The organism is Streptomyces collinus Tu 365 (assembly GCF_000444875.1).
GTDB lineage: Bacteria > Actinomycetota > Actinomycetes > Streptomycetales > Streptomycetaceae > Streptomyces > Streptomyces collinus_A.
The window spans coordinates 2,017,693-2,034,484 of record NC_021985.1 but is presented as its reverse complement, the minus strand read 5'-3'; the positions used below and the strand labels follow the sequence as shown (position 1 = coordinate 2,034,484).

General features: G+C 71.6%; 13 protein-coding genes. 6 read left to right on the top strand and 7 right to left on the bottom strand.

Annotated elements, in window-relative coordinates:
* The first annotated feature begins 146 nt into the window (after positions 1–146).
* Positions 147–959: a hypothetical protein gene (locus B446_RS08570; protein WP_020939025.1), complete on the top strand. Its 813-nt coding sequence runs from the start codon at positions 147–149 to the stop codon at positions 957–959.
* A gap of 7 nt (positions 960–966) precedes the next feature.
* Here the strand turns inward: B446_RS08570 and corA are convergent, their stop codons facing one another.
* Positions 967–1,962 (bottom strand): magnesium/cobalt transporter CorA, encoded by a 996-nt coding sequence (corA, locus tag B446_RS08565; protein WP_043477899.1) that lies wholly within the window; start codon positions 1,960–1,962, stop codon positions 967–969.
* Positions 1,963–2,024: 62 nt separating this feature from the next.
* On the opposite strand from corA, the gene B446_RS08560 reads away from it, so the two are divergent.
* From B446_RS08560 to mshC, 4 genes are all read left to right on the top strand, one after another.
* Positions 2,025–2,711: a histidine phosphatase family protein gene (locus B446_RS08560; RefSeq protein WP_020939023.1), complete on the top strand. Its 687-nt coding sequence runs from the start codon at positions 2,025–2,027 to the stop codon at positions 2,709–2,711.
* 100 nt (positions 2,712–2,811) lie between these two features.
* Positions 2,812–3,402, top strand: coding sequence for a DUF3090 domain-containing protein (locus B446_RS08555; RefSeq protein WP_020939022.1), 591 nt, complete (start codon positions 2,812–2,814; stop codon positions 3,400–3,402).
* Entirely contained in the window at positions 3,366–4,196 is an 831-nt protein-coding gene (locus B446_RS08550; RefSeq protein ID WP_052352136.1) for an SCO1664 family protein, read from the top strand. Before B446_RS08555 ends, B446_RS08550 begins: the two co-directional genes overlap by 37 nt.
* Before the next feature lie 104 nt (positions 4,197–4,300).
* Entirely contained in the window at positions 4,301–5,530 is a 1,230-nt protein-coding gene (mshC, locus tag B446_RS08545) for a cysteine--1-D-myo-inosityl 2-amino-2-deoxy-alpha-D-glucopyranoside ligase (RefSeq protein ID WP_020939020.1), read from the top strand.
* Positions 5,531–5,635: 105 nt separating this feature from the next.
* Here mshC and B446_RS08540 read toward each other — a convergent pair whose 3' ends face one another.
* The 6 genes from B446_RS08540 to B446_RS08515 form a co-directional block, all read right to left on the bottom strand.
* Positions 5,636–6,802 carry a PAC2 family protein gene (locus tag B446_RS08540; protein WP_020939019.1) on the bottom strand — a complete coding sequence of 389 codons (1,167 nt, stop codon included), beginning with the start codon at positions 6,800–6,802 and terminating at the stop codon, positions 5,636–5,638.
* 294 nt (positions 6,803–7,096) lie between these two features.
* Positions 7,097–7,549, bottom strand: a complete 453-nt coding sequence (locus B446_RS08535; protein ID WP_020939018.1) for a phospholipase — start codon at positions 7,547–7,549, stop codon at positions 7,097–7,099.
* Between the two features lie 217 nt (positions 7,550–7,766).
* A complete protein-coding gene (locus tag B446_RS08530; RefSeq protein WP_020939017.1) occupies positions 7,767–9,383 on the bottom strand; it encodes a glycerol-3-phosphate dehydrogenase/oxidase in 1,617 nt (538 codons plus the stop codon).
* Positions 9,384–9,430: 47 nt separating this feature from the next.
* Positions 9,431–10,969, bottom strand: coding sequence for a glycerol kinase GlpK (glpK, locus tag B446_RS08525; RefSeq protein WP_020939016.1), 1,539 nt, complete (start codon positions 10,967–10,969; stop codon positions 9,431–9,433).
* A gap of 59 nt (positions 10,970–11,028) precedes the next feature.
* On the bottom strand, positions 11,029–11,823 hold the full coding sequence (locus tag B446_RS08520; RefSeq protein ID WP_020939015.1) for an MIP/aquaporin family protein: 795 nt from the start codon (positions 11,821–11,823) through the stop codon (positions 11,029–11,031).
* Between the two features lie 363 nt (positions 11,824–12,186).
* Positions 12,187–12,951: an IclR family transcriptional regulator gene (locus B446_RS08515; protein ID WP_020939014.1), complete on the bottom strand. Its 765-nt coding sequence runs from the start codon at positions 12,949–12,951 to the stop codon at positions 12,187–12,189.
* A 299-nt stretch (positions 12,952–13,250) separates the two neighbouring features.
* On the opposite strand from B446_RS08515, the gene metH reads away from it, so the two are divergent.
* A complete protein-coding gene (gene metH / locus B446_RS08510; RefSeq protein WP_043475088.1) occupies positions 13,251–16,766 on the top strand; it encodes a methionine synthase in 3,516 nt (1,171 codons plus the stop codon).
* Positions 16,767–16,792 lie beyond the last annotated feature (26 nt).

Here is a 16,792-nt window from a genome sequence, read left to right as displayed (position 1 = left end):
CCGTCACGGGGAACAACGCGCCGGGCGCCGCCCGGTTACGACCCCGGCGCTCCTCCTTTCGGCAGAACCGGCCCGTCCTGCTGTTGCGCCACCACTCTGTCCCGATTTGACTCGATCTTCGCGGGACCCGCAGAGAGGTGGCATCGATGTTCTCGGCGCTTTCGGCCAAGAGACTGTTCCAGGAGATCCTCGCCGACGACAGGTCGTTCCGGCTTTTCTGCTCCGTCGCCGCCGGCGGAGAGGCGCAGGGCGGCTGGGAGAACGGCAGGATCGCCGCGCTGGTGCCGGCGGAGGAACGCGCCCTGGCCCCCAAGATCGCCCGCCACGGCGCCGACGAGGACAAGCACGGGCGCATCTTCGACGCCCTGATGACGAAGCGCGGCCTCGCCCCGGTGCCCGTCCCGCCGGAGACCGACTACACGATGCTCCTGGAGCGCGCGGGCATCGGCCTGGCCCACGACAGGCTCCGGCGCGACGAGCCGCTCACCGTCCGCGACATCATCGTCTACCTCGCGCACAGCCGGGTCACCGAACAGCGCGCCGCCGACCAGATGGGCCTGCTGGAAAGGTGGTTCGGCGACGACCCGGAGATCGGCCGGGCCGTGCGGATGATCGCGCACGACGAGGACAACCACCTCGCCTACACCCACGAGGAACTCCTGCGCCTGACCGCCGCCGGGCACGGCCGCTTCGTCCGGCGCACCCTGCGCGCCTGCGCGCTCGCCGAGATCCGCGTCCACCGGGACGTCAGCCTCGCCGTCATGGCCCACATGGGCCGTATCCTGCGCTGGTCCCGGGCCAGGTCCCGGCTGCTCGCGGCCGGCATCCACGTCCTGTACGCCTACGAGCGGCTGGGCGGCCGGCGCCGCATGGTGACCCTGCGCCGGCCGGACCGCCCCGACCCCCTCGGCGATCCGTCCGGCCCCGCCGCCCCGGCCTCCGGACCCGAGTTCGCGTGAGCCGCGCTCACAGCCAGCCGCGCCGCTTGAACTGGCGGTACAGCAGCACTTCCAGGACGGCCATCACCACGATCACCACCGGGTAGGACCACAACCAGTGCAGCTCGGGCATGTGGTCGAAGTTCATGCCGTAGATCCCCGCGATCATCGTGGGGACCGCGGCCATCGCCGCCCACGCCGAGATCTTCCGCATGTCGTCGTTCTGCCGCACGCTCATCTGCGCCAGATGCGCGTTGAGGATGTCCGACACCAGCCGGTCCAGGCTCTCCACGGACTCGTTCACGCGCGCTAGGTGGTCGTTCACGTCCCGGAAGAAGGGCCGTGCCTTGTCGTCCACGAACGGCACGCCACTGCCGAACTGGCCGGTGCCCGCCAGGCGCGTCAGCGGCGGCACCAGCGGACCGGTGGCCCGCCGGAACTCCAGCACCTGGCGTTTGAAGGTGTAGATCCGCGACGCGGTGTTGCGCGAGCCGCCGCCGTCCGGCTGGAAGACCTCGGCCTCCAGCTCCTCCAGGTCCGTCTGCAACTCCGTCGCCACGTCCAGGTAGTGGTCCACCACGGCGTCGGAGATCGCGTACAGCACCGACGTGGGGCCCTTGCCCAGCATCTCCGGCTCCTCCTCCAGCCGGCGCCGCACCGCCGCGAGCGGCGCGCCCTCGCCGTGCCGGACCGTGACGACGAACGCGTCACCGACGAAGACCATGACCTCGCCGGCCGAGACGGTGTCGCTCTCCGGCTCGTACACCACCGGCTTGAGCACCATGAACAGCGAGTCGTCGTACACCTCCAGCTTGGGCCGCTGATGCGCCTTGAGGGCGTCCTCGACGGCCAGCGGATGCAGCCCGAACTCATGGGTGACCAGCTCGAACTCCCGCTCCGACGGCTCGTGCAGACCGATCCACACGAAACCGCCCGCCGCCCGCGCCGCGTCCAGCGCGTCGGACAGATCCTCCGGGCCCTCGGTGCGGTGCCCGTGCCGGTACACCGCGCAATCCACGATCACGGAGCGCATTCTCCCTTCGTCCGGCCGACTGTGCCTGTGGTGGTGCGCTTACCCTGGGCCGCATGCCCACGCTGATCCTCGTCAGGCACGGACGGTCAACCGCCAACACCTCGGGCGTGCTCGCCGGCTGGACCCCCGGCGTCGCCCTCGACGACCGCGGGGCCGCCCAGGCCGCCGCGCTGCCCGGCCGCCTCGCCGGGCTGCCGCTCTCCGAGGTCGTCGCCAGCCCCCTGCAGCGCTGCCAGGAAACCGTACGGCCGCTGCTCGACGCCCGCCCCGGACTGCGCTCCCACACCGACGAACGGATCGGGGAGTGCCACTACGGCGACTGGTCCGGCCGCAAACTCGCCGAACTCGCCGACGAGCCGCTCATGGAGGTCGTCCAGGCGCACCCGACCGCCGCCGCCTTCCCGGGCGGCGAGTCCATGCGGGCCATGCAGACCCGCGCCGCCGAGGCCGTACGCGAGTGGAACGCGCGCGTGGAGCGCGACCACGGCGCCGACGCCGTCTACCTCATGTGCTCGCACGGCGACATCATCAAGTCCCTCGTCGCCGACGCCCTCGGACTGCATCTCGACCTCTTCCAGCGGATCTCCGTGGAACCGTGTTCCATCACAGCGATCCGTTACACCCGTCTGCGGCCGTTCCTCGTTCGCCTCGGCGACACCGGCGATTTCGCATCTCTCGCCCCGCGCGAGGAACACGGCGAGGAAGACGCACCGGTCGGGGGTGGTGCGGGCGCACCGTGATCGTCGGCCGCAGTAGGGTGAAGCGGTCCGCACGGCGCCTCGCCCGCACCGCACGCACCGCCAGCACCGCAGCAACCCTCGAGTCCCATGGAGACAGGACGTGTCCCGTCAGGTGTTCCTCTACGATCCGCCGGACCGCTTCGTGGCCGGCACGGTCGGACTGCCCGGACGCCGTACGTTCTTCCTCCAGGCCACCGCAGGCGCCCGGGTGACCAGCGTGGCCCTGGAGAAGACCCAGGTCGCCGCGCTCGCCGAGCGCATGGACGAACTGCTGGACGAGGTCGTGCGGCGCAGCGGCGGCAGCGCGGCCGTCCCCGCCGTGGCGCCCTCGGAGATCGCCGACACCGGCCCCCTCGAGGTCCCCATCGAGGAGGAGTTCCGCGTCGGCACCATGGCCCTCGCCTGGGACGGCGACGAGCAGCGCATGATCGTCGAGGCCCAGGCCCTGGTGGAACTGGACGCCGACACCGAGGAGGACCTCGCCGAGGCCGAGGAGCGGCTGCTCCAGGACGAGGAGAACGGGCCCCCGATGCTGCGGGTCCGGCTGACCGGGGCGCAGGCACGATCCTTCGCCAAGCGGGCCCTCGACGTCGTCAACGCCGGGCGGCCGCCGTGCCCGCTGTGCAGCCTCCCGCTCGATCCGGAAGGACACGTATGCCCGCGCCAGAACGGATACCGCCGGGGAGCGTGACGGCCGACCCGCACACCGCGGAGCTGCTGGCCCGCGGTGAGCTGTCCGTGCGCGGCCGGATCCGCGAGGCGTCCAACGCGGCGCTGTTCTGCACCGTGGCCCTCGACGGCCGCGAGGCCACCTGCGTGTACAAGCCCGTCGCCGGGGAGCGCCCGCTGTGGGACTTCCCCGACGGCACCCTGGCCGGCCGCGAGGTGGCCGCCTACGAGGTCTCCGAGGCCACCGGCTGGGGGCTGGTCCCCCCGACGGTGCTGCGCGACGGGCCGTACGGCGAGGGCATGTGCCAGCTCTGGATCGAGGTGGGCGCCGACGCCGAGCTGCTCGCCCTGGTCGACGGCGAGGAGCCGGAACCCGGCTGGAAGGCGATCGGGTTCGCCGACGTCGGCGAGGGCCGCACCGCGCTGCTGGTGCACGCCGACGACGAGCGGCTGCGCCGCCTCGCCGTCCTCGACGCGGTGATCAACAACGCCGACCGCAAGGGCGGCCACCTGCTGCCCACCCCGGACGGCCGGCTCTACGGCATCGACCACGGGGTCACCTTCAACGTCGAGGACAAGCTGCGCACGCTGCTGTGGGGCTGGGCCGGGGAGCCGCTCACCGCGGAGGCCGTCGAGGTGCTCGGCGGGCTGCGCGCGAGGCTCGCCGGGGACGGCGACCTGGCCGCGCGGCTGGCCGGCCTGATCACGCCGGCCGAGCTCGACGCCACGCGCGCGCGGGTCGACGCGCTGCTGGCCTCCGGACGGCACCCGGAGCCGGGCGGGGAGTGGCCCGCGATCCCGTGGCCGCCCGTCTGAGCGCGCCCCGAGCACACCGCCGGAAGTTCCACAAGAGGGCACAACAGGCCATCCGGCCCGATCCCGTTCGTATCCGCGGCTCGTCGCCGGTTAGGCTCATGTACATGCATGCCTGGCCCGCTTCCGAGGTCCCCGCCCTGCCTGGTCAGGGCCGCGACCTGAGGATCCACGACACCGCGACCGGCGGCCTCGTCACCCTCGACCCCGGTCCCGTCGCCCGTATCTACGTCTGCGGCATCACGCCGTACGACGCGACCCACATGGGTCACGCGGCGACCTACAACGCGTTCGACCTCGTTCAGCGCGTGTGGCTCGACACCAAGCGGCAGGTCCACTACGTCCAGAACGTCACCGACGTCGACGATCCGCTGCTGGAGCGCGCGGAGCGGGACGGCGTCGACTGGGTCGCCCTCGCCGAGAAGGAGACCACCCTCTTCCGCGAGGACATGACCGCCCTGCGGATGCTGCCGCCCCGGCACTACATAGGCGCCGTCGAGGCGATACCCGGCATCGTCCCGCTCGTGGAGCGGCTGCGCGACCTCGGCGCGGCCTACGAGCTGGAAGGCGACATCTACTTCTCCGTCGAGTCCGACCCGCACTTCGGCCAGGTCTCGAACCTCGACGCGGCCGCGATGCGGCTGCTGTCCGCCGAGCGCGGCGGCGACCCGGACCGCCCGGGCAAGAAGAACCCGCTCGACCCGATGCTGTGGATGAGCGCCCGCGAGGGCGAGCCGAGCTGGGACGGCGGCTCGCTCGGCCGCGGCCGGCCCGGCTGGCACATCGAGTGCGTGGCCATCGCCCTCGACCACCTCGGCATGGGCTTCGACGTCCAGGGCGGCGGCTCCGACCTGGCCTTCCCGCACCACGAGATGGGCGCCTCGCACGCCCAGGTGCTCACCGGCGAGTTCCCGATGGCCAAGGCCTACGTCCACGCCGGCATGGTCGCCCTGGACGGCGAGAAGATGTCCAAGTCGAAGGGCAACCTCGTCTTCGTCTCCCGGCTGCGCCACGACGGCGTCGACCCGGCCGCGATCCGGCTGACCCTGCTCGCCCACCACTACCGCGCCGACTGGGAGTGGACCGACCAGGTCCTGCGTGACGCGGTGGACCGGCTCGGGCGCTGGCGCGCGGCCGTCTCGCGGCCCGACGGCCCGTCCGCGGACGCGCTCGTGGAGGAGATCCGCGAGGCGCTGGCCCACGACCTGGACGCGCCGGCCGCGCTGGCCGCGGTGGACCGCTGGGCGGCCCGCCAGGAGGCCGAGGGCGGCACCGACCCGGGCGCGCCCGGTGTCGTGACCCGCGCCGTGGACGCGCTGCTGGGCGTGGCCCTGTAGGTCCGGGCCCGGCGGCCTGACGCCGTCCGTACGGCGAGGGGCGGTTCCCGTCACGGGAACCGCCCCTCGTCCGTCTCCCGCGGCACTCGTGCCGCGTCGCCGTGCTCAGTCCTCCGGGGTGTCCGGGGTCTCGGGCCGTTCCGGGGCGTCAGGTGTGTCCGGCGTGTCGGGTGTGTGCTCGTCGCGGCCCTCCGCGGAGCCCTCCGCCGTGCCGTCCGGGGCGCCGCCGGGCGCGTCCTCGCCCGGTCCGTCCTGAGCGCCGCCCGGGGTGTCCTCGCCGGTCCCCTCCGGAGCGCCTTCCTGGGCGCCTTCCGCGGCCCCGGAGGTCCCCGGCCTGGTCGGCTTCGGCGGCCGGGCGCGGCCGGCGCCCGGGGTGTCCCGCAGGTACGAGCCGTCCCCGCCGTCCGCCGTGGCGTGGCCGCCCGGCGGGCTGACGTCCCGGCGCCGCAGGTACCGCTCGAACTCGCGGGCGATCGCCTCGCCGGACGCCTCCGGCAGCTCGGCGGTGTCCCGGGCCTCCTCCAGCGTCTGGACGTACTCGGCGACCTCGCTGTCCTCGGCGGCGAGCTGGTCCACGCCCACCTGCCAGGCGCGCGCGTCCTCGGGCAGCTCGCCCAGCGGGACGCGCAGGTCCAGCAGGTCCTCCAGGCGGTTCAGCAGCGCCAGGGTGGCCTTGGGGTTGGGTGGCTGGGAGACGTAGTGCGGGACGGCCGCCCACAGCGACACCGCGGGGACGCCGGCGTGCGTGCAGGCCTCCTGGAGGACGCCGACGATGCCCGTCGGGCCCTCGTACTTGGTCTCCTCCAGGTCCATGCGGCGGGCCAGATCGGCGTCCGAGGTGACCCCGCTGACCGGGACGGGACGCGTGTGCGGGGTGTCGCCTAGCAGGGCGCCCAGGACGACCACCAGCTCCACGCCCAGCTCGTGCGCGAAGCCGAGCAGTTCGTTGCAGAACGAGCGCCAGCGCATGGACGGTTCGATGCCGCGGACCAGCACCAGGTCGCGCGGCTTGTCGCCGCCGACCCGGACGACCGACAGCCGCGTCGTCGGCCACGTGATCTTGCGCACGCCGCCGTCCATGAACACCGTGGGGCGGTTCACCTGGAAGTCGTAGTAGTCCTCGGCGTCCAGCGCCGCGAACACCTCGCCCTTGAACTCGCGTTCCAGATGCGCGACCGCCGCGGAGGCGGCGTCGCCGGCATCGTTCCAGCCCTCGAACGCGGCCACCATGACTGGGTCGATCAGCTCGGGAACCCCCTCCAGCTCGATCACCCAGCGCCTCCTTCCGACGTGCCCTCGCCTGACGTCCCAACCTTACGGCGTCCCGCGGGGGCGCCCGCAGCCCCCTTGCCCGGGGGATGCGAGATCACTGCCCCGATCACCACCCCGGAACACCCCTGGCCCGCGCGGTGAGGCGAAGCCCGCCGCCCACGAGGGCAGTTCGGGCCGGGCCGGTGCCGCCCGGGCCCGGCGCACGCGCCGCGGCCCCGCCGCGCGTCCGGGCGTCCGGATCGCGGCAGGGCCGTAGCGGTGTCCCGCGGGGAGTTCCCGAGGTGTGGCGGTGCGTCAGCCGAAGGCCTTCACCGCCTGGTAGTAGGTCCACGCGGTGCTGTTGCAGGCGGTCTTCGTGGCGCCGCTGTAGCCGTTGCAGACACGCTTGAGGTCCTCGTACAGGGCGCTGTCCAGGCGCGACTTGTTGGCGCTGAAGGTGCCGGCCGCCTTGTAGTTGCGGTAGCCGAAGTCGTGGCGGGCACAGGACATCTTGAAGGGGAAGCCGAGCGGGTTGTCGGGGGAGTCGGAGCAGTAGTCGGTGGACCAGTCGAAGGCGTAGGCGGCCCACGCCCCCTGGTCGGCGCGGGCGGCGGCCCAGGCGTTGTAGCTGGACGCGGTGGTCTGGGTGAAGTTCGCGAGCACCTGGGGCTTGTCGGCCGGGGCCGCGGTGGCCGCGGTGGCGGTGGCGGTGACGGTCAGGACGGCCATGGCCGAGGCGGCGAATCCGGTGGCGAGCTTGCGGTGCATCCCACACCTCCATGAGAACCGCGATCCGCCCTTCGGATCGCAGGTTCATGACAATGGAGGCGGGGTCTATGACCGGTCTCTGACGGCGACGCCGGACATGCGTCAGGGGCGGCTCCACCGGTGTGGAACCGCCCCTGTCGTCTCTCCGGCTCCCCGTGCGGGAGGAGCCGGCCCTCATCCGTTCCGGCCCCGGTCAGGGGGTGGGGCCGGCCGGGACCTACTTCTTGTCGAGCAGGTCCTGGACCTTGGCGCGGACCTCGTCCGTGGCGAGGCCGCGGATGGTCAGCGTGGTACGGCGGCGCAGCACGTCGTCGGTCGTCTCGGCCCACTCGTGGTCACGGGCCCACACGACCTGCGCCCAGATCTCCGGGGCGTCCGGGTGGACGCGCTCGGCCAGCTCCGGGTGCTCGTTCGCCAGCCGGGCGATGTCGAAGGCCAGCGAGCCGTAGTGGGTGGCGAGGTGCTTGGCGGTGTCGGCCGACATGCGCGGGCCGGGCGCCGGGTGGTCCACCAGCAGGCGGTGGGCGACCGCGCGCGGGTTGGCCACGCCGGGCAGCGGGAGCTTCTTCGGCAGCGAGGAGATCGGCTCGAAGTCGTCACCGAGCGGGTGGCCCGGCAGCTCCTCCAGCTTCTGCATCACCGTGCGGCCGATGTGCCGGAACGTCGTCCACTTGCCGCCCGCGACGGACAGCATGCCGCCCCTGCCCTCGGTCACCACGGTCTCGCGCTTGGCCTTGGCGGTGTCGCCGGGGCCGCCCGGCAGCACCCGCAGACCGGCGAAGGCGTAGGTCATCAGGTCGCGCTGGAGCTGCTGGTCCCGGACGGAGAACGCGGCCTCGTCCAGGATCTGGGCTATGTCCTTCTCGGTGACCGACACGTCGGCCGGGTCGCCCTCGTACTCCTCGTCGGTCGTGCCGAGCAGCAGCATGTCCTCCCAGGGGAGGGCGAAGGTGATGCGGTACTTGTCGATGGGGGTCGCCAGCGCGGCCTTCCAGGGCGCGGTGCGCTTGAGCACCAGGTGCGCGCCCTTGGACAGACGGATGGACGGCGCCGCCGCCGGGTCCTCCATCCGGCGCAGGTGGTCGACCCAGGGGCCGGTCGCGTTCAGCACCAGACGGGCGTTGACGCCGAACTCGTCGCCGGAGGTCCGGTCCTTCAGGTCGGCGCCGGTGACCCGGCCCTTGGTGAAGCGCAGGCCGGTGACCTCGGCGTGGTTGAGGACGACCGCGCCCGCCTCGACGGCCGCGCGGACCGTCATCAGCGCCATGCGCGCGTCGTTCATCTGGTCGTCGCCGTAGACGGCCACGGCCTTGAGGTTCTCGGTGCGCAGCTCCGGCACGTCCTGCGCCGCCTTGGCGGGCGAGAGCAGGTGGCCGACGCCGTCACCGAACGCGGAGAGCGCGGAGTAGGCGAAGACGCCCGCCCCGAGCTTCGCCGCGCCGTGCGGGCCCCCCTTGTACACGGGGAGGTAGAAGGTGAGCGGGTTCGCCAGGTGGGGGGCCACCTGGCGGGAGACCGCACGGCGCTCGAAGTGGTTCTCCGCCACCAGCTTCACGGCGCCGGTCTGCAGGTAGCGCAGACCGCCGTGGAGCAGCTTGGAGGAGGCGGAGGAGGTGGCACCGGCGAAGTCGCCGGCGTCGACCAGCGCCACCCTGAGTCCGGACTGCGCGGCGTGCCAGGCGGTGGAGATGCCCAGGATGCCGCCGCCGATCACAAGAAGGTCGTACGACGCCTTGGCGAGCTGCTCCCTGGTCTCGGCCCGGCTCGGGTTGGAGCCGGAGGCGGGGTGCGTCCCCAGGGCAGGCACGGACTGCAGGGTGGGCTGACTGGTCATTTCGGGTTCTTACTCCTAGTCAGAGTTGGCTGGGCGGGCCGGGCCGCTCAGTCCTCGTCCTCGATCCAGCCCATGGTCCGGTCGACGGCCTTGAGCCAGTTCTTGTACTCACGGTCGCGGGTGTCCGCGTCCATCTGGGGGGTCCACTCGGCGGCCCGGCGCCAGTTGGCGCGCAGTTCGTCGGTGCTGGACCAGAAGCCGACGGCGAGACCGGCGGCGTAGGCGGCGCCGAGGCAGGTGGTCTCGGCGACCATCGGGCGCACCACCGGTGCGTCCAGGACGTCGGCCAGGGTCTGCATCAGCAGGTTGTTGGAGGTCATGCCGCCGTCGACCTTGAGGGCCACCAGCTCGTCGCCGGAGTCCTTGACCATCGCGTCGGCGATCTCGCGGGTCTGCCAGGCGGTGGCCTCCAGAACCGCGCGGGCCAGGTGCGCCTTGGTGACGTACCGGGTCAGGCCGGCGATCACACCGCGGGCGTCGGAGCGCCAGTGCGGGGCGAACAGGCCGGAGAAGGCCGGTACGAAGTAGGCGCCGCCGTTGTCCTCCACCGAGAGCGCGAGCGTCTCGATCTCGGCGGCGGTGGAGATCAGGCCCATCTGGTCGCGCATCCACTGCACCAGGGAGCCGGTGACGGCGATCGAGCCCTCCAGCGCGTACACCGTCGGCTGGTCGCCGATCTTGTAGCCGACCGTGGTCAGCAGGCCCGCGTAGGAGTTGATGATCTTGTCACCGGTGTTCATCACCATGAAGGTGCCGGTGCCGTAGGTGGACTTGGTCTCGCCCTCGGAGAAGCAGGTCTGGCCGAACAGGGCCGCCTGCTGGTCGCCGAGCGCCGACGCGACCGGGATGCCGCCGAGCAGGTCGCCCAGCTTGCCGCCGGTGATCTCGCCGTAGACCTCGGCGGAGGAGCGGATCTCCGGCAGCATCGCCAGCGGGACGCCGATGGACTCGGCGATCTTCGGGTCCCACTGCATGGTGTGCAGGTTCATCAGCATGGTGCGGGACGCGTTGGTGACGTCGGTGACGTGCCTGCCGCCGTTGACGCCGCCGGTCAGGTTCCAGATGACCCAGCTGTCCATCGTGCCGAAGAGGATGTCGCCCGCCTCGGCGCGCTCCTGGAGGCCGTCGACGTGGTCGAGCAGCCAGCGGGCCTTGGGCCCGGCGAAGTACGAGGCCAGCGGCAGGCCCGTCTCGCGGCGGAAGCGGTCCTGGCCGACGTTGCGCCCCAGCTCGCGGCAGAGGGCGTCGGTGCGGGTGTCCTGCCAGACGATGGCGTTGTGGACGGGCTCACCGGTGTTCTTGTCCCACAGCACGGTGGTCTCGCGCTGGTTGGTGATGCCGATGGCCTTGATGTCGTCACGGGTGATGCCGGCCTTCTCGATGGCCCCGGCGACGACTTCCTGGACGTTCGTCCAGATCTCGTTGGCGTTGTGCTCGACCCAGCCCGGCTTCGGGAAGATCTGCTCGTGCTCCTTCTGGTCGACGGAGACGATGCGGCCGTCCCGGTCGAAGACGATGCAGCGCGAGGAAGTCGTGCCCTGGTCGATGGCCGCGATGAACGGGCCTGCGGTGTGGGCGTCGGTCACTGTGTGCTCCTGAGAGATCCGTGGTGATGGGGCTGTACGTACGGCGCGCGTGAGGTGTCTCAGACGAACGCGACGTTGTAGATGCCTGCAGCGATCGCGCCGCCGATCAGCGGGCCGACCACCGGGATCCAGGCGTAGCTCCAGTCGGAACCGCCCTTGTTGGGCAGGGGCAGCAGGGCGTGGACGATACGGGGACCGAGGTCGCGGGCCGGGTTGATCGCGTAGCCCGTCGGGCCGCCGAGGGAGAGGCCGATGGAGACGACCACGAGAGCGGTGACCAGGGCGCCGAGGGTGCCCAGGCCGTTGCCCTTGTCGTTCAGGCCCTGCGTGAGGACGGCGAGCACCAGCACCACGGTGCCGATGATCTCCGTGGCGAGGTTCTGCACCACGTTCCGGATCTCCGGACCGGTGGAGAAGACGCCGAGGACCGGGCCGGCACCCTGCTCCTGGGCCTCGACGGCCTTGGCCGTGGTGGCCTGGGCGCCCGGACCGCCGACGATCTCCTTGTCGGTGAGGTGGGCACGGAACTGGCCGTAGTAGGCGAGCCAGACCAGGGTCGCGCCGATCATGGCGCCAAGCAGCTGGCCGCCCCAGTACGTGGGCAGGTTGCTGAAGTCCTTGTCCTTGATCGCGAGCGCGAGCGTCACGGCCGGGTTCAGATGGGCACCGGACAGGGGTGCCGAGGTGTAAACGGCCGTCAGAACGGCGAAACCCCACCCGAAGGTGATGGCGAGCCAGCCGGCGTTACGGGCCTTGGAGGCCTTCAGCGTCACAGCGGCACACACGCCGCCACCGAGCAGGATGAGTATGGCGGTACCGATGGTCTCGCCGATGAAGATGTCGGAGCTGGACACCCGCGACTCCTTTGTCCTTCGTCCAGGGAAGCCGAACCCCGGGTCCCTCCGGGGGTTGGCGCCCTCGGGGGTGAGAGCGAAATCCGGCCCTTGGCGTTGTCACACTCTAGCGCGTATTGCCGGTAGGTGTTCGACAATGCCGACCGATGGACGGGAGTCTTGCTGCGGCCTTACGCATGCGTCAAGGGTTCTGTTATCGAAAACAGGATCGTTATTGATCGCTGCCGACTATCACTCTTTGTGTGCTGACGTAGCTAATCGCCCTATATGTCCATTTCAGGGTATGGCGAGAACCGGGACGCCGCTCGCGTCCCGGTCGTCTCCGGTCGGTCACCCGCTTCGAGGGCGCGGGTCACCCCTGGGTCAGAACCGCCCGCCGCCGAGGTCGCGCGAGACCGCGCGGGCGCAGTCCCGCACCGCCGCGATCAGCTCCGGGCGCAGCTCGCCGTCCCGGCACAGCCGCTCCACGGCCCCGGTGATCCCCACCGAGCCCACGGGCATCCGGCGCCGGTCGTGGATGGGGGCGGCCACCGAGGCCACGCCCTCCCAGGTCTCCTCGACGTCCGCCGCGTAGCCACGCGCGCGCGTGAGGTCCAGCAGGTGCTCGAACTCCTCGGGCCCGCACACGGTGCGGTCCGTGAACGGCTTGCGGTCGGCCTCCAGGGCCTCGCTGTGGGCCACCGGGTCGTACGCCGAGAGCACCTTGCCCAGCGCCGTGGAGTGCAGCGGCTGCATGGCCCCGATCTCCAGCACCTGCCGGCTGTCGTCCGGCCGGAAGACGTGGTGCACGATCAGCACGCCCTGCTGGTGCAGGACGCCCAGGTACACGCTCTCCCCGCTGGACCGGGCCAGGTCGTCGGTCCACACCAGCGCCCGCGCCCGCAGCTCGTGCACGTCCAGGTAGGTCGTGCCCAGGCGCAGCAGCTCGGCGCCCAGCTGGTAGCGGCCGGAGGCGTCGTCCTGCTCGACGAACCCCTCCTGCTGGAGGGTGCGCAGGATGCCGTGGGCGGTGCCCTTGGCGAGTCCGAGCGACGAGGCGATGTCCGAGAGGCCGAGCCGTCGCTCGCCGCCCGCGAGCAGTCGCAGCATCGCGGCCGCCCGTTCGAGCGACTGGATGTTCCGTGCCATCGCCGTCCTGCCTCCGTCTCCGTCGACCGCCATCGAACCCGCATGGAGTCACAGTGTTCGACAATGCCGAACACTACCGGTCGTCGCCGACCTCCCGCCAACGTTCGGTCGACACCTGTTACGCCGCGGGGCACCCGGATGTGGCATCCGGGTCCTCCCCGGCGGCCACCCGCGTCCGCCTCGTGGACGCCGGTGCCCATCCAAGCCCACTCCCGGTTACTCTGACGCCGTGCCCCCTTGCCCGGTCCGACCGGGGAAGCCGCATAGCCGACAGCCGTCGCATCCCAGGGAGCCCTTTCATGGCCTCGTCGCCAACGTCCCCTTCCGCCGACAGCCGGACCCGTGTGTCCGCGCTCCGAGACGCCCTCGCCACCCGGGTGGTGGTGGCCGACGGTGCCATGGGCACGATGCTCCAGGCGCAGGAGCCCACCCTCGAGGACTTCCAGCAGCTCGAGGGCTGCAACGAGATCCTGAACCTCACCCGTCCGGACATCGTCCGCTCGGTCCACGAGGCGTACTTCGCGGTGGGCGTCGACTGCGTCGAGACCAACACCTTCGGGGCCAACCACTCCGCGCTCGGCGAGTACGACATCGCCGAGCGGGTGCACGAGCTGTCCGAGGCCGGCGCCCGGGTCGCCCGCGAGGCCGCCGACGCGTTCACCGCCGAGGACGGCCGCCCCCGCTGGGTGCTCGGCTCCATGGGCCCCGGCACCAAGCTGCCCACCCTCGGGCACGCCCCCTACACCACCCTGCGCGACGCCTACCAGAGCAACGCCGAGGGCCTGGTCGCGGGCGGTGCCGACGCGCTGCTCGTGGAGACCACCCAGGACCTGCTGCAGACCAAGGCCGCCGTCCTCGGCGCCCGCCGCGGCCTCGCCGCGCTCGGCCTCGACCTGCCCGTCATCGTCTCGGTCACCGTCGAGACCACCGGCACCATGCTGCTGGGCTCCGAGATCGGCGCGGCGCTGACCGCGCTGGAACCGCTCGGCATCGACATGATCGGCCTGAACTGCGCCACCGGGCCGGCCGAGATGAGCGAGCACCTGCGCTACCTCGCCCGCAACGCCCGCATCCCGCTGTCCTGCATGCCCAACGCGGGCCTGCCGGTCCTCGGCAAGGACGGCGCGCACTACCCGCTGACCGCGCCCGAGCTGGCCGACGCGCAGGAGACGTTCGTCCGCGAGTACGGTCTGTCGCTGGTCGGCGGCTGCTGCGGCACCACCCCCGAGCACCTGCGCCAGGTCGTCGAGCGCGTCCAGGGGATGACCCCGCCCGAGCGCCGGCCAAGCCCCGAGCCGGGCGCCGCCTCCCTCTACCAGTCGGTGCCGTTCCGGCAGGACACCTCCTACCTGGCCATCGGCGAGCGCACCAACGCCAACGGCTCCAAGAAGTTCCGCGAGTCCATGCTGGAGGGCCGCTGGGACGACTGCGTGGAGATCGCCCGCGAGCAGATCCGCGAGGGCGCGCACATGCTCGACCTGTGCGTGGACTACGTCGGCCGCGACGGCGTCGCGGACATGCGGGAACTGGCCGGCCGCTTCGCCACCGCCTCCACCCTGCCGATCGTGCTGGACTCGACCGAGGTCGACGTCATCGAGGCGGGCCTGGAGAAGCTCGGCGGCCGCGCCGTGATCAACTCGGTGAACTACGAGGACGGCGCGGGCCCCGGCTCCCGCTTCGCCCGGGTGACCGAGCTCGCGAGGGAGCACGGCGCCGCGCTGATCGCGCTGACCATCGACGAGGAGGGCCAGGCCCGCACGCCCGAGAAGAAGGTCGAGATCGCCGAACGGCTGATCGACGACCTCACCCGGAACTGGGGCATCCGTGAGGAGGACATCCTCATCGACACCCTGACCTTCACCATCTGCACCGGCCAGGAGGAGTCCCGCAAGGACGGCGTCGCCACCATCGAGGCGATCCGCGAGCTGAAGAAGCGCCACCCGGCCGTGCAGACCACCCTGGGACTGTCGAACATCTCCTTCGGGCTCAACCCGGCCGCCCGCATCCTGCTGAACTCCGTCTTCCTGGACGAGTGCGTCAAGGCCGGACTGGACTCCGCCATCGTGCACGCCAGCAAGATCCTGCCCATCGCCCGGTTCAACGAGGAAGAGGTACAGACCGCCCTCGACCTCATCCACGACCGCCGCCGCGAGGGCTACGACCCCCTCCAGAAGCTCATGCAGCTCTTCGAGGGCGCCACCGCCAAGTCCCTCAAGGCCGGCAAGGCGGAGGAACTGGCCGCCCTCCCCCTGGAGGAGCGCCTCAAGCGCCGCATCATCGACGGCGAGCGCAACGGCCTGGAGCAGGACCTGGACCAGGCGCTGCGGGACCGGCCCGCCCTGGACATCGTCAACGACACGCTCCTGGACGGCATGAAGGTGGTCGGCGAGCTGTTCGGCTCCGGCCAGATGCAGCTCCCGTTCGTCCTGCAGTCCGCCGAGGTGATGAAGGCCGCCGTCGCCCACCTCGAACCCCACATGGAGAAGTCGGACGCCGAGGGCAAGGGCACCATCGTGCTGGCCACCGTGCGCGGCGACGTGCACGACATCGGCAAGAACCTCGTCGACATCATCCTGTCCAACAACGGCTACAACGTCGTCAACCTCGGCATCAAGCAGCCGGTCTCCGCGATCCTGGAAGCCGCCGAGGAGCACCGCGCCGACGTGATCGGCATGTCCGGCCTCCTGGTCAAGTCCACGGTGATCATGAAGGAGAACCTGGAGGAGCTGAATCAGCGCGGCCTCGCCCCCCGCTTCCCGGTCATCCTCGGCGGCGCCGCCCTGACCCGGGCCTACGTGGAACAGGACCTCTACGAGATCTACGAGGGCGAGGTCCGCTACGCCCGCGACGCCTTCGAGGGACTGCGCCTCATGGACGCCCTGATCGGCGTCAAGCGGGGCGTGCCCGGTGCGCAGCTGCCCGAACTCCGGCAGCGCCGGGTCCGCGCGACGGCCGCCGTCGAGGTCGAGGAGCGCCCCGAGGAGGGCCACGTCCGCTCCGACGTCGCCACCGACAACCCCGTGCCCACCCCGCCGTTCTGGGACACCCGCGTCATCAAGGGCATCCAGCTCAAGGAGTACGCGAGCTGGCTCGACGAGGGCGCGCTGTTCAAGGGGCAGTGGGGGCTCAAGCAGGCGCGCACCGGTGACGGGCCCTCGTACGAGGAACTCGTGGAGACCGAGGGCCGCCCGCGGCTGCGCGGCCTGCTCGACCGGCTCCAGACCGAGAACCTGCTGGAGGCGGCGGTGGTGCACGGCTACTTCCCGTGCGTCTCCAAGGACGACGACCTGATCATCCTCGACGAGCGGGGCAACGAGCGCACCCGCTTCACCTTCCCGCGCCAGCGCCGCGGCCGCCGGCTCTGCCTCGCCGACTTCTTCCGCCCCGAGGAGTCCGGCGAGACCGACGTGGTCGGCTTCCAGGTGGTGACCGTCGGCTCCCGCATCGGCGAGGAGACGGCGAAGCTCTTCGCGGCCAACTCCTACCGCGACTACCTCGAACTGCACGGCCTGTCCGTGCAGTTGGCCGAGGCACTGGCCGAGTACTGGCACGCGCGCGTGCGCGCCGAACTCGGCTACGCGGGGGAGGACCCGGCCGCCATGGAGGACATGTTCGCCCTGAAGTACCGCGGGGCCCGCTTCTCCCTCGGCTACGGTGCCTGCCCCGACCTGGAGGACCGCGCCAAGATCGCCGAGCTGCTGCGGCCCGAGCGAATCGGAGTCCACCTCTCCGAGGAGTTCCAGCTCCACCCCGAGCAGTCCACGGACGCGATCGTGATCCACCACCCGGAGGCCAAGTACTTCAACGCCCGCTGACCCGTCGCCCGGCGGCCCGCCGACCG